This window comes from Streptomyces sp. NPDC101191 (genome assembly GCF_044767915.1).
Lineage (GTDB): Bacteria > Actinomycetota > Actinomycetes > Streptomycetales > Streptomycetaceae > Streptomyces.
This window is the reverse complement of the sequence record NZ_JBIWOU010000002.1, coordinates 704,568-717,798: the sequence shown is the minus strand read 5'-3', so window position 1 is coordinate 717,798 and position 13,231 is coordinate 704,568. Positions and strand designations below refer to the sequence as shown.

Genomic DNA, 13,231 nt, shown 5'->3' with positions numbered 1-13,231 from the left:
TCCGCGGGGGTCGGCGCGAGCCGGACCCGGGAAGAGCAGGGGCGTACGTCACGTGGCGAGCAGCACGGCGAGGGACGTCCTCGTCTACACCCGTACCAGCGGCTACCGCCACGAGTCCATCCCCGCAGGCGCCGCCGCCCTGGCCGAGCTCGCGGCCGAGGCCGGATTCGCGGCCGAGGCGACCGAGGACCCCGCCGTCTTCTCGCCGCACCGGCTCGCCCGTTGCGCCGCCGTCGTCCTGCTCTCGACCACCGGCACCGTCCTTTCCGACGCGGGCCGCACCGCCTTCGAGGCGTACGTCCGGGGCGGCGGGGGCCTCCTCGCCGTCCACGCGGCGGCCAACGCCGAGCCCGACTGGCCCTTCTACGGCGAGCTCCTCGGCACACGCTTCGACGGGCACCCCGAGCTCCAGCCCGGCGCCGTGTGCGTCGACGCGCCCGACCACCCGGCGACCGCACCCTTGCCGGGGCGCTGGGAGTGGACCGACGAGTGGTACAACTTCACCGCCCATCCCCGGGCCGCCGGCGTCCGGGTCCTGGCCCGCGCCGACGAGACCAGTTACCGCGGCGGCACCCTGGGCGCCGACCACCCCCTGGTCTGGTGCCGCGACGCCGCTCCCGACCGGGGCCGCGTCCTGTTCACCGCGCTCGGCCACGCCGCCGAGGCATACACTCACCCCGTCTTCCGCGCCCACCTGGCCGGTGCGCTCCGCTGGGTGACGGGCGGATGAGCCCGGCGGGGTCACCCCACCGCCCCGCCCCGATTTGCGGGCGGGCCCGGGCAGCGGAAGGTTGAACGGTGGGGGCGGACGCCAGGAGGAGACGACATGGGCATCGCCACCGTGAACCCGACGACGGGCGAGACACTGCGCACGTACGAGGCGCACGGGCCCGACGAGGTGGAGCGTCGTATCGACGCCGCCCACGAGGCGTACCGCCAGTACCGCACCACCCCCTTCGCCGACCGGGCCCGGCTGATGCGCGCGGCGGCGGCCCTCCTCGACGAGGACGCCGAGGACATCGCCCGCACCATGACCACGGAGATGGGCAAGCCGATCGTGGCGGCCCGTGCCGAGGCCGCCAAGTGCGCCAAGACGATGCGCTGGTACGCCGAGCACGCCGAGGCCCTGCTCGCCGACGAGCACCCCGCCGAGCACGACGTGCACGACGCGGGCGCCGACCTCGCGCGCGTCCACTACCGGCCGCTCGGCCCGGTCCTCGCCGTGATGCCGTGGAACTTCCCGCTCTGGCAGGTGATCCGCTTCGCAGCGCCCGCGCTCATGGCCGGCAACACCGGGCTCCTCAAGCACGCCTCCAACGTCCCCCAGACCGCCCTGTACCTGGGCGAGCTGTTCCGCCGCGCCGGCTTTCCCGAGGGCTGTTTCCAGACCCTCCTCATCGGCTCCCGCGCCGTCGAGGGCGTGCTGCGCGACCCCCGGGTCGTCGCCGCCACCCTCACGGGCAGCGAGCCGGCGGGCCGTTCGGTGGCCTCGATCGCCGGGGACGAGGTCAAGAAGACCGTCCTGGAGCTTGGCGGCAGCGACCCGTACATCGTCATGCCCTCCGCCGACCTGCCCAGGGCCGTGAAGACCGCCGTCACCGCACGCGTCCAGAACAACGGCCAGTCCTGCATCGCGGCCAAGCGCTTCATCGTCCACCGGGACGTCTACGACGATTTCGCCGAGCGTTTCACCGCCGCCATGAACGCCCTCGCCGTCGGCGATCCCCTCGACGAGGACACGGACGTGGGTCCGCTCGCCACCGAGCAGGGGCGCACCGACCTGGAGGCCCTGGTCGACGACGCGGTCGCCGCCGGCGCGACCGTCCTGTGCGGCGGCGCCCGGCCGCCCGGGTTCCCGCGCGGCTGGTTCTACCAGCCGACCGTCCTCACCGGCATCACCCCGGCCATGCGCATCCACCAGGAGGAGACCTTCGGCCCGGTCGCCACCCTCTACCCGGTGGCCGACATCGAGGAGGCCGTCGCCGTCGCCAACGACTCGCCCTTCGGCCTGAGCGCGAACGTCTGGACCCGCAAGGACGAGGACGTCGCCTTCTTCGTCCGGGACCTGGAGGCCGGCGGCGTCTTCGTCAACGGCATGACCGCCTCCCACCCCGCCCTCCCCTTCGGCGGCGTGAAGCGCTCCGGCTACGGACGCGAGCTCTCGGGCCACGGCATCCGCGAGTTCTGCAACGCCACCACGGTCTGGCAGCGCGCCTGAGCACCGAGCCCCGGGTGAGGCGCCCCGAGCAGCGGGCCCCGGTCCTCGGCGCCGAGCCCAGAGGCGGCCGAGGCGGCCGGTCGCGCGCGGGGCGGGTCAGGCCCGGGTCCAGGCGAGCAGGTCCTCGGCGGACCAGGTGTTGATCACGCGGTCCGCCGGCACCTCGCACTCCTCCGCCCGCGCGCAGCCGAAGATCTGCCACTCCAGCTGGCCCGGGGCGTGCGCGTCGGTGTCCACCGCGAAGTGCACCCCTGCCTCCACCGCGAGCCGGAGGAGCCGGCGCGGCGGGTCGAGCCGTTCCGGGCGGCTGTTGATCTCGACGGCCGTGCCGGACTCGGCACAGGCGGCGAACACACGTTCCGCGTCGAACTCCGACTCCGGACGCAGCCGTCCGCCGCTCACCAGGCGCCCCGTGCAGTGACCCAGCACGTCCATCAGGGGATTGCGGACCGCCCGCTCCATGCGGCGGGTCATCGCCCGCGCGTCCATCCGCAGCTTCGAGTGCACCGAACCCACCACGAGGTCGAGCCGGTCGAGGAGTTCGGGCTCCTGGTCGAGGGAGCCGTCCTCCAGGATGTCGCACTCGATGCCGGTGAGCAGCCGGAAGGGCGCCCATTCCTCGTTCAGCCGCGCCACCACGTCCAGTTGCTCCCGAAGCCGGTCGGGGGACAGGCCGCGGGCCACTTTCAGGCTCGGTGAATGGTCCGTCAGGACCGCCCACGCGTGGCCCAGCCGGGCCGCCGTGCGGCCCATGTCCTCGATGGTGCTGCCGCCGTCCGACCAGTCCGAGTGGAGATGGCAGTCGCCGCGCAGCGCGGCCCGCAAGGCGTCGCCGCCCTGCGCCTGCGGCACCGGGATCTCCCGCTCCAGGCGCTCCAGGTACTCCGGCACCCGCCCGGCCAGGGCCTCGCTCACCACGGCCGCCGTCTTCGGGCCGATCCCCTTCACCGACTCCAGGGTCCCGCCCGCGGCCCGCTCGGCCACCTCGTCGGCGCCGAGCGCGCTCACCGCGGCCGAGGCCGTACGGAAGGCTCGGACCCGGTACGTGGGCGCCTGTGAGCGCTCCAGGAGGAACGCGATCCGCTCCAGCGCCGCCACCGGATCCATCCGCCGTACCGCCTTTCGCTCAGCCCGCCGGGTCGCCCGGGTCGCCGAAGCCACCGAGGTCGCCGAGGTCGCCGAAGTCACCGGGACCGCCCAGGCCGCCCGGGGCCGCCGAGCCGCCCGGGGCCGCCGAGCCGCCCGAGGACGCGGCGCCGCCGCGGGACGGCGAACCGGGAGCGGCCGGGGCGCGGCGGGACGCCGTGTCCGGAGCGGCGCCACCGTCGGAGGACGACGCGCCGCCCGTGCCGTTCACCGAGCCGTTCGACTCGACGGCCCCGATCTCGCACCACACAGCCTTGCCCTCGCCGCGCGGCTCCACGCCCCACCGCGAGGCGATGGCGTCCATCAGGAGCAGTCCGCGCCCCGAGGTGGCCGCCTCGCCCGGGGTACGGCGCCGGGGCCAGGCGCTCGACCGGTCCTGGACCGAGAGCCGTACCCGCCGCACCGGCTCCGGCAGCACCTCCAGGGTGAGCACCGCGCCGCCCTCGGTGTGCAGCAGGACGTTCACGAGCAGCTCGCCCGTCAACAGCTCGGCGTCGTCGGCCAGTTCCGGCATCCCCCAGTCCACGAGCGCCTGTCCCACCGCCGCCCGCGCGTCCGACAGGCCCTGGGGATCGGCCTGGTGGATGTACTGGTGGATGCGCGGGGCCCGCGGAGTGCCCGGGTCGGGGCTGCGCCTCAGGACGAGCAGGGCCACGTCGTCGCCCGATCCCCACCGCTCCCACAGCGTCTCGGACAGATGGTCCGCGAGCGCCTCCGCCTGCGGCGGGCCGCTGCTCACCGCGTCGGCGAGCGCGGCGAGCCCCGTCTCGATGTCCGTGCCCGGCTGCTCGACCAGGCCGTCGGTGCAGAGCACGAGCGTCTCGCCGGGCACCAGGTCGAGCCGGGTCTCCGGGAACTCCTCCTCCCCGAAGACCGTCGCCAGACCCAGCGGCAGACCGCCGCGCAGTTTCGGCCGGCCCACGCGCCCGTCCGTGTGCCGGATCAGCGGCCCCAGATGGCCCGCCCGTACCCCGCGCACCGTCCCCCCGGCCAGATCCACCTGGGCGTACGTGCAGGTCGCGAAGCGATTGGTGTCCAGCTCGGCCAGGAAACGGGAGGCGCGGGCGAGCACCGTCGACGGGGCGTGGCCCTCGCCCGCGTACGCCCGCAGCGCGATCCGCAGCTGGCCCATGATCGCGGCGGCGTGCGTGTCGTGCCCCTGCACGTCGCCCACCACGACCCCGACCCGGCCGCGCGGCAGCGGGATCACGTCGTACCAGTCGCCGCCGACCTGCCGCCCGCTCCACGCCGCGTGGTACCGGACGGCGATCTCGCCACCGGTGATCACGGGGATCCGGCGCGGCAGCATCGTGGCCTGCAGCCCGGTGGCCAGCTCCCGCTCCTCGTCGAAGAGGATCGCCCGCTGCAGCGACTGCGCGACGATCGCCGCCAGACCGAGCAGCAGATTGCGCTCGTCCGACTTGAAGGTGCTCGGGCGCCGGTAGAACAGGGCCATCCCGCCGAGCGCGCGGGCCTGCGCGACGAGCGGCAGGTAACAGGCCGACCTGAAGGGCATCCGGCGCACGTACTCGGCGAGCTGGGGGAAGTCCTGCCCGAGGGTCGGGAACGAGTTCACGAAGCGGGGCCGCCCGCTCAGCACCGCCTCCGCGAGCGGCAGCCCGCGCTCCAGACGCCGGCTGCGGAAGTCGTCGAAGGCCTCCATGGACTCGCCGCTCAGCGCGATGATGTTGAGGGAACCGTTCTCCACCAGGCCGAGCGCGAGCCCCTCCGCGCCCAGCCGCGCCAGCCCGCCCGGACCGGTCAGCGCTGCCGTCACGTCGTCCACGGTCACCGCCCGCGACAGCGCGTGCGTCGTCCGCTCCACGATGGAGGTCTGCACCTCGCGGCGCTTCTCCAGGTCGAGCACGAACGCCGAGTGCGTGACCTCGGTCGTCGCGTCCCGCACGATCCCCACGATCCGGTGCGCCATGCCGCCCGCCCGGCGCAGGATCCGCGCCTGCACGTGCGTCCACTGGGGTGTGCCGTCGATCCGTTCGAGCCGGACGTGCGCCGTGTACGAGCTCTCGCCGCTCGTGATGGCCTGCCGGATGACCCCCTCGAGCCGGGTCCGCTCCCCGGGGTCCAGACCGCGCACGAGCGTCGCGGGGCGCCCGTCGAAGTCGCCCGGGGCAAGCCCGAAGACCAGCAACCCCGCGTCGTCGACATCGATGGTGCCTTTGTCGAGATCCCAGTCGAAGCTACCGGTGCGGTTCATGGCGAGGCGCTCGGTCGGCCCGATCTCGCCGCCGCGCGTGCTCCGCTCGTCATCGGTCATCCTCCCCATTGTCGAACCGGCACCCCCCGGACGCCATGCCGACGACACCGCCACTCGGGCGATTCGGCAGAATGGGCCGGTGCAGCCGCCCTACCGCATCCTCGGACCCGTCCAGGCCCACCGCGCCGACCGCGGCGAGGCCGTCCTGAACGGCGCCCGGCTGCGGGCCCTGCTCACCGCGCTCGCCGCCGCGGGCGGCCGCCCCGTCCGCACGGACGCCCTCATCGCCCAGGTGTGGGCCGAGGACACCGCCGACGCCCGCGGGGCGGCCCTCCAGGCCCTCGTCGGCCGGCTCCGCCGCGCCCTCGGGCCCGACGCGGTCGCCTCCGAGCCCGGCGGCTATCGCCTGGCCGCCCCGCCCGAGGCCGTCGACCTCTTCCGCTTCGAGGACCTCGCCGACCAGGGCGCACGGGAGCTGGACGCCGGTCGTCCCGAGCGCGCCGCCGGCCTCCTCGACGAGGCCCTCGCCCTGTGGCGCGGCCCCGCCCTGGCCGACCTCCCCGGGCACGACACCGACCCGCTCGCCGTACGGGCCGAGCAGCGCCGCCTGCGTGCCCGGCGCGACCGGCTCGCCGCCTCGGTCGCTCTCGGCAGGGCCGAGGAGGCGCTCGACCCGCTCGCCGCCCTGTGCGCGGAGCACCCGCTGGACGAGCCGCTGCAGGCCCTGCGGCGAGTCCGACGTCCCGGCCGCCGTCCTCACCGCCCTCGGCGCGCGCGAGACCCACGTCTGGGGCGGCACCGCCCTCGCCGACCCCACCGCCCGTGACGCCGTCACCGCCCTGGTGGAGCACTGCGCGCGGCGCCGGATGCTGCTGGTGCTGGACAACTGTGAGCATGTGGTGGGTGCGGCGGCGGAGTTGGTGGAGGTGTTGCTGGCGCGTTGTCCGGGGGTGTCGGTGCTGGCGACGAGTCGTGAGCCGTTGGGGGTGCCGGGGGAGGTGCTGCGGCCGTTGGGGCCGTTGCCGCAGGAGACGGCGGTGCGGCTGTTCGGTGAGCGGGGGGCCGCGGTGCGGCCGGGTTTCGACGTGGCGCAGGACGCGGAGGCGGCGGCGGAGATCGTGCGGCGGCTGGACGGTCTGCCGTTGGCGATCGAGCTGGCGGCGGCGCGGTTGCGGATGTTGGGTGTCCGTCAGATCGCGGAGCGGCTGGACGACCGTTTCCGGTTGCTGACCTCGGGGGCGCGGACGGTGTTGCCGCGGCAGCAGACGCTGCGTGCGGTCGTCGACTGGTCGTGGGACTTGTTGGACGCCTCGGAGCGGGCGGTGCTGCGCAGGCTGGCGGTGTTCACGGGCGGTTGTGATCTGGAGGCGGCCGAGGCGGTGTGCGGTGAGGGTGTGCCGGGCGCTGCGGGTGGTGAGGTGTTGTCGCTGCTGGGTTCGCTGGTGGACAAGTCGCTGGTGGTGGCGGTGGAGTCGGAGGCGGGGATGCGGTACCGGCTTCTGGAGACGGTGGCCGAGTACGCGGCCGAGCGTCTCGACGAGGCGGGGGACCGGGACGCCGCCGAGCGGCGTCATCTGACGTACTACCGCGAGCTCGCGCGGCTCACCGACCCCGAACTCCGCACCGGCCGCCAGTCGTTCGCGCTGTGGCGGCTCGAAACCGAGCACGACAACGTGCGCGGCGCGATGCGGACCGCCGTACGGCTCCGGGACGAGCAGGAGATGCTCTGCCTCGTCCACGCGATGAGCTGGTTCTGGCAGCTGCGCAACCACCAGCACGACGCCCGCTCCTGGCTGAGGGAGGCGACCGCCCTCGGGACCGACCCCTTCGCGGAGCCCGTGATGCCCGCCGAGCCCTTCCAGGGCCGGTGCGTCGACGAGCCGCCGCCGTGGTCGGGCGAGCGGCTGCGGGAGGCCCGGCGCGGCGGACGGCTGCTCGCCCTCGCCACCGAGGGCGGCGAGGGCGCCACCGCGCTCGAACGCCCCGAGACCCGCGCCCGCCTCGACGCGATCATCGCCGCGTACCGCCCCGGACTGCCGCAGGTCGCGCGCCACCCCGGCACCATGTGGTTCTTCGCCCAGCTGATGACCGGGCGGTTCCGGAGCCTCGACGAGACCCTCGCCGCGCTGGTGGCGGCCGCCCGCGCCCACGGCGGGGGCTGGGAACTGGCCTTCGGGCTGCTGCTGCGCGCCAAGCTCCTCGGCGCCCGGGCGCAGGACGCCGAGGAGGCACTGGCCCTGTTCGAGGCGGCCCAGGACTCCTGGGGGATCGCCGAGTCGCTCGCCGCACGCGGGGAGACCTATGAACGGGCCGGGCGCACCGCCGAGGCCGCCGCGGACTTCGCCCGGGCCGTGGACGCCGTCGCGCGGCTCGGCGCCCGCTCCCAGGTCCCCGTCTTCGAGGCGCTGCTCGCCGCCGTCCGGCTCCGTACCCCCACCGTGGCCGACGACCCGGAGGCGCGGGCCGAGGCGGAGCGCATGCTGGTCGAGGCGGCCGAGGCCTCGGGCGAGTCGGGCCTGGAGGCGGTGAGCACGCCGCGCCTGCTGCTCGCCCAGCACTACGGCAACACCGGCCGGACCGCCCTTGCCCGGGCCCAACTCGACCTGATGCGGCGGGAATTCTGCGACCTCACCCCCGGCCTCTTCCACGGCATGCTCGACGGTCTGGGCGGCTGGCTTGACTGCCTGGACGGGGCCTTCGAGGAGGCCGCCACCCGACTCGCCCGCGCCGTGAGCGAGATGGAGGCCCTCGCCTATCTGGTCGCCCCCTATCTGATCGTCACCCAGTTCGCCGCTGCCGCCTGGGTACGCGCGGAGACCGGGGCACCCGAGGAGGGCGCCCGCCTTCTCGGCGCCTACGACGCACACCACGGCACCCCGGGCGGCGCCGGCATCCGACCCCTGACCTCCCGCACCGAGGCCGGGCTGCGCGCCCGGGCCGAGCGGGCCCTGCGCGCCGCCCTCGCCCCGGACGTCCTCGCCGCCCGGCACGCCGAGGGCGGCGCCCTCACGGTGCGGGAGGCCGCGGCCCTCGTACGGGGCTGAGCCCGGCGGCGCGGCCGCGCCCACCGGGTCCGGCGAGGCAGGCTCACGCCGGGCGTATCGTATCGCCCAGAGTGACGAGGAAGTTGCGTGCGGTGAGCGGCCGGGGCGGAGGCCCGGACTCGACGCAGGGGAGGGCAGGAGAGGGGTAGGGGGGCAGGCGGGGCGCCGGTGCACCACCAGTCGGCGGGGCCGCGTAGGCCGTGACCGGGGCTGCGGCGGCGCCCGGATGCGGGACCGGGAACAGGCCACGAGAATGGCGAGTGCCTGCAGAAGATTGCAGAAACAGGAGGCCGCGGCATGAACGGTGACAGCGACAAGACGTCCCGGGGGGTCCGGGGGGACATTCCGACGCCCGACCGGCTGCTGCACGCCGGCTCCGAGGGCGAGTACACGGCCGAGGACGTGGTCCTCGCGTCGGGCCGTGATGTGAACCCGAAGAGCCTTGCCTGGGCCGAACGACGCATGGCGGAGAAGGGGCGCGCCTGCATGGACGAGCTGCTTCCCTGAGGGGCGCGTGGAACGGGCCCGTACGCCACCGGCCGGCGCACGGGCCTTCCCCATTTATGGAACACGTTCTACCGTGGCGCCGCACCGCGCGGAGCACCGAGCCACGGGAGACGCCATGCATCTCGAGTACACGCCCGCCCAGCACCGGCTGCGCGCCGAACTGCGTGCGTACTTCGCCGAGCTCGTCCCCGAGGACGTCCACGCCCGGTACGCCGACCCCGCCGCCCAGAAACGCTTCTACCGCGAGACCGTGCGCCGCCTCGGCGCGGACGGCTGGCTGGGGGTCGGCTGGCCGCAGGAGTACGGGGGGCGCGGGCTCACGCCCATGGAGCAGTTCATCTTCTTCGACGAGGCCGCCCAGGCCGGCGTACCGCTGCCGCTGATGGCGCTCAACACGGTCGGTCCGACGATCATGCAGTTCGGCACCGACGAGCAGAAGGCGTACTTCCTGCCGAAGATCCTCTCCGGCGAGATCGACTTCGCCATCGGCTACAGCGAGCCCGACGCCGGTACGGACCTGGCCGCCCTGAGGACCCGCGCCGTCCGCGAGGGCGACGAGACCACCGGCCACTACGTCGTGGACGGACAGAAGATCTGGACCACCAACGGCGACACCGCCGACTGGGTCTGGCTCGCGGTCCGCACCGACCCGGCCGCCCCGCCGCACAAGGGCATCACGATGCTGCTGGTACCGACGACGGACCCGGGCTACTCCTGCACGCTCATCAACACCCTCGCCTCCCACGACACCACCGCGAGCTACTACGAGAACGTCCGCGTGCCCTGCTCCCGGCGGGTCGGCGACGAGAACAAGGGCTGGCGACTGATCACCAATCAGCTCAACCACGAGCGCGTGACCCTCGCCGCCCACGGCACCATGGCGATCCGCGCCCTCCACGACGTGCAGCGCTGGGCCGCCGACACCAAGCTCGCCGACGGCCGACGCGTCATCGACCTCGGCTGGGTCCGCCGCAGCCTGGCCCGCACCCACGCCCGTCTGGACGCGATGAAACTCCTCAACTGGCAGATGGTGAACGCCGTCCAGAACGGCACGCTCACCCCGCAGGACGCCTCCGCCGTCAAGGTCTACGGCTCCGAGGCCCGCCGCGACGCCTACGCCTGGCTCATGGAGATCACCGGCTCTGCCGGCGCCCTCAAGGAGGGCTCCGCCGGCGCCGTGCTCCACGGCGACCTCGAACGCGGCTACCGCTCCGCCGTCATCTTCACCTTCGGCGGCGGCAACAACGAGATCCAGCGCGAGATCATCTCCTGGATCGGTCTGGGCATGCCCCGCGTCCGCCGCTGACCGCGCGGGACGGGGAGTCGCACGGCGCGCGGAAGAGGGGGCGACGTCCGGGGGCCGCGGCCCGGCACGGCGGCCTCGCCGACGTCGCACCGGCGTCAGGGGAGCTGGACGTCGCGGGCGCCTGACGCGCCGGCGCGGTCCCGCTGCCATTGCTCGGCCGCCTGGACCATGGCCTGTCCGACGTGCCGGAAGAAGTCGCCGATGTCATGGAGGCGGGCTCCGGCGGGTGAGCCGGGGCCGAGGGTGCGTGCTCCGGCCTGGGCGAAGTCGGCCAGGGTGCCGTTCTGGCGGGCGCTTGCCAGCCAGCCCCGGAACCAGGCGTCCGCGTCGATGACATAGCGTTCACGCCGCCGCCGGGGATCGCGGTCGCGGCGGATGAGTTCCTGCTGTTCGAGCTGCCCGATGGCCTTGGACACCGAGGCGGGGCTGACCTCCAGGCGCTCGACGAGCTCGGCGGCGGAGAGGCTGCCGCTGTCGGTGAGATAGAGCGTCGCGAGGACGCGGGCGCTCATGCGGGGGAGCCCGGTGCCGACCATGACGGCGGTGAAGCCGTCCTCCAACTCCCTTACGGCGCCCGGATCACCCGCCGCTACCGGGCCGGAGTCACCCGCCCCTGCCGGGCCGGTCCCGCCCTCCCGTAGGCGACCGGGGTCGGCGTCCGGGACCGGCCGGTGCACGGGCCGTTGCCGGCGGGCGCGGTCCCTGGTGGCCTGCTCCGCCCGGTCCGCCCGATAGGAGTCGGGACCGCCGTTGCGGCCGACCTCGCGCGTCACGGTGGACAGGGGACGGTCGATCCGGGCGGCGATCTCCGTGTAGGTCAGGCCGTCGGCCAGCCCCTCGGCGATCCGCTCACGGTCCTGGTAAGTCAGCCGGCCTCCCGGCACGGGCACCTCCTGCGGCCTGGCCCGCCCGGTGCGGCGGGGTCGGTGGACGATGTTCGGGACAATCTTGCGTTCGTCCCCATGTCATTGCAAGCGAAGATCGGGGTGCCTTGCATTCATCCTCATCGTCATTGCAATATCTGGCCCAACTTCCCTTCTATGCAGCGAGTTTGAGTTCATTCGTCGTTGACGAAATGGTGAACGCAAGTTACGTTCGCTGATACGTAAACGTTGATGGTTGCGGTCGCGGCTCGTGTGCCGGGGCCGTCCTACGCCGCAGGAATGGGATCCTTCGATGACGTCCACGCTCGCCCCCGCACGTGTCCCCGCCTGGCACCGGCCCCTGCTGGTCTGCTCGGGCCTGATGGCCGCCCTCGTCCTCGCCTGCGGTGTCGGCCTGGCCGTCGACGACCGGCTGCTCCTGGGGGAGTCGGTCTGGTACAAGCCGCTGAAGTTCGCCCTCGCCTTCGGCCTGTACGCCGCCACCCTGTCCTGGCTGCTGCCCCGGCTCGTGAAGGGGAGGCGCCTGGCCCGCTGGTTCGGCACCGTCTTCGCGGTGACGACGGTCGCCGAGGTCGGCGCGGTCACGGCCCAGGCGGCGCGCGGCACCGTCAGCCACTTCAACGCCGACCGGACGGACCCCGTCACCCTGGCCCTCACCCCGGTCCTCACCTTCGGTGTGATGGTCATCGTGATCGCCCAGCTCGTCATCGGCATCGCCGTCCTGGTCCAGCGCACCGGCGGCCCGGCCCTCGACCGGGCCGTCCGCGCCGGTATCGGCCTGGCCGTCGTGGGCATGCTCATCCCGGTCTTCTGGATGGTCACCGAGATCAACGAGCGCACGGTCACCGACGCCAACGGCCACGCCGTCCCCCTGTACCAGGGCCACGGAATCGGCGACCCCGACGGCAACGGCATGCCGCTGACCCACTGGAGCGTCACCGGCGGTGACTTCCGGGTCCCGCACTTCTTCGCCCTGCACGGCATCCAGGTCCTCCTCGTCCTCGCCGCCGTCGTGGCCGCTCTCGCCGCCCGCCATGCCTGGCTCCGCAGCGAGCAGGTGCAGGCCCGCCTCGTCGGGTCCGCGGCCTTCGGGTACTCCGGTCTCGTCGCCGTCGTGACCTGGCAGGCCGGCCGCGGCCAGTCCTTCGCCCACCCCGACGCCGCGACGGTGGCAGCCCTCGCCGCCGTCCTGGTCGTCACGGCCGCGGCCGTCGTCAGGACGGTCGGGGTGGCCAAGCGGGCGGAGCGGGTGGCGCAGGCGCCGACGCGACGGATGCCCGTGGACTTCTGATCGCGACTCCTCACTCGCCCGGCCGGCTCACACTTGGGAGGCCGGAGGCTCCGGCGAGGTATGCGATGGGCTCAGCCCTTGACGGCCCCTGCGATCTGCAGGGCGGCCTCGGAGGGGGTGAGGTGCGTGGTGTCGACGACCTCGGCCTCGGCGTGCAGCCACGTGCGGGACGCCTCGGCGTAGGGCTCGAGGTGGCGGAGGCGGAACGGGGAGTCGGGACCGAGGACGGTGTCGCCCGCGATGCGCGCGCGGAGGGTGTCCTGGTCGGCGTGGAGGACGAAGTGCCGTACCGGGATGCCGTGGTGGGCGAAGCCCTGGCTGATCTCGCGCCAGTACTGCTCGACCAGGATGGTCATGGGCACCACCAGGGTGCCGCCGGCGTAGTCGAGCACGCGGCGCGCGGTCTGACCACGAGCGGCCGCCACGGCGGCCAGTGCTGGAAGTTGTCCGTCTCGGGCAGCCCCGGCGTGATGTCCATGAGCGTCTCGCCGACCTTCTCGGCGTCGAACACACGCGCATCCGGAAGCGACTGCTGCACGAGCGTGCTGGTCGTCGTCTTGCCCGCGCCATGGGTGCCGTTGAGCCATACGATCATGAGATGTGACGCTAGCGTCGCGCGG

8 protein-coding genes and 2 pseudogenes are annotated in these 13,231 nt (G+C 74.0%); 6 read left to right on the top strand and 4 right to left on the bottom strand.

Going from position 1 to position 13,231, the window contains the following annotated elements; genetic code table 11:
• Nucleotides 1-52 precede the first annotated feature (52 nt).
• On the top strand, nucleotides 53-730 hold the full coding sequence (locus ACIRQF_RS10265; protein ID WP_404090630.1) for a ThuA domain-containing protein: 678 nt from the start codon (nucleotides 53-55) through the stop codon (nucleotides 728-730).
• A 96-nt stretch (nucleotides 731-826) separates the two neighbouring features.
• On the top strand, nucleotides 827-2,218 hold the full coding sequence (locus ACIRQF_RS10260; protein WP_404090627.1) for an NADP-dependent succinic semialdehyde dehydrogenase: 1,392 nt from the start codon (nucleotides 827-829) through the stop codon (nucleotides 2,216-2,218).
• Nucleotides 2,219-2,314: 96 nt separating this feature from the next.
• Here ACIRQF_RS10260 and ACIRQF_RS10255 read toward each other — a convergent pair whose 3' ends face one another.
• Complete coding sequence (locus ACIRQF_RS10255; protein WP_382486819.1) at nucleotides 2,315-3,325, bottom strand: PHP domain-containing protein; 1,011 nt, start codon at nucleotides 3,323-3,325, stop codon at nucleotides 2,315-2,317.
• A gap of 19 nt (nucleotides 3,326-3,344) precedes the next feature.
• Complete coding sequence (locus ACIRQF_RS10250) at nucleotides 3,345-5,639, bottom strand: SpoIIE family protein phosphatase (RefSeq protein ID WP_404090624.1); 2,295 nt, start codon at nucleotides 5,637-5,639, stop codon at nucleotides 3,345-3,347.
• A gap of 145 nt (nucleotides 5,640-5,784) precedes the next feature.
• Here ACIRQF_RS10250 and ACIRQF_RS10245 point away from each other — a divergent pair.
• From ACIRQF_RS10245 to ACIRQF_RS10235, 3 genes and pseudogenes are all read left to right on the top strand, one after another.
• A pseudogene (locus ACIRQF_RS10245) lies at nucleotides 5,785-8,623 on the top strand (ATP-binding protein).
• 297 nt (nucleotides 8,624-8,920) lie between these two features.
• The gene (locus ACIRQF_RS10240; protein ID WP_404090621.1) at nucleotides 8,921-9,130 is read left to right on the top strand and encodes a hypothetical protein; all 210 of its coding nucleotides are present in this window, start codon (nucleotides 8,921-8,923) and stop codon (nucleotides 9,128-9,130) included.
• Nucleotides 9,131-9,245: 115 nt separating this feature from the next.
• On the top strand, nucleotides 9,246-10,436 hold the full coding sequence (locus ACIRQF_RS10235; protein ID WP_404090618.1) for an acyl-CoA dehydrogenase family protein: 1,191 nt from the start codon (nucleotides 9,246-9,248) through the stop codon (nucleotides 10,434-10,436).
• 95 nt (nucleotides 10,437-10,531) lie between these two features.
• Here the strand turns inward: ACIRQF_RS10235 and ACIRQF_RS10230 are convergent, their stop codons facing one another.
• The gene (locus ACIRQF_RS10230) at nucleotides 10,532-11,320 is read right to left on the bottom strand and encodes a MarR family transcriptional regulator (RefSeq protein WP_404090615.1); all 789 of its coding nucleotides are present in this window, start codon (nucleotides 11,318-11,320) and stop codon (nucleotides 10,532-10,534) included.
• A 292-nt stretch (nucleotides 11,321-11,612) separates the two neighbouring features.
• On the opposite strand from ACIRQF_RS10230, the gene ACIRQF_RS10225 reads away from it, so the two are divergent.
• A complete protein-coding gene (locus ACIRQF_RS10225; protein WP_404090612.1) occupies nucleotides 11,613-12,611 on the top strand; it encodes a hypothetical protein in 999 nt (332 codons plus the stop codon).
• A gap of 71 nt (nucleotides 12,612-12,682) precedes the next feature.
• Here the strand turns inward: ACIRQF_RS10225 and ACIRQF_RS10220 are convergent.
• Nucleotides 12,683-13,206: pseudogene (locus ACIRQF_RS10220) on the bottom strand (AAA family ATPase).
• Between the last annotated feature and the right edge of the window lie 25 nt (nucleotides 13,207-13,231).

Coding starts and splice junctions, on each gene's coding strand:
- ACIRQF_RS10260 (WP_404090627.1), top strand. CDS start 827: ATGGGCATCGCCACCGTGAACCCGACGACGGGCGAGACACTGCGCACG.
- ACIRQF_RS10255 (WP_382486819.1), bottom strand. CDS start 3,325: ATGGATCCGGTGGCGGCGCTGGAGCGGATCGCGTTCCTCCTGGAGCGC.
- ACIRQF_RS10250 (WP_404090624.1), bottom strand. CDS start 5,639: ATGACCGATGACGAGCGGAGCACGCGCGGCGGCGAGATCGGGCCGACC.
- ACIRQF_RS10240 (WP_404090621.1), top strand. CDS start 8,921: ATGAACGGTGACAGCGACAAGACGTCCCGGGGGGTCCGGGGGGACATT.
- ACIRQF_RS10235 (WP_404090618.1), top strand. CDS start 9,246: ATGCATCTCGAGTACACGCCCGCCCAGCACCGGCTGCGCGCCGAACTG.
- ACIRQF_RS10225 (WP_404090612.1), top strand. CDS start 11,613: ATGACGTCCACGCTCGCCCCCGCACGTGTCCCCGCCTGGCACCGGCCC.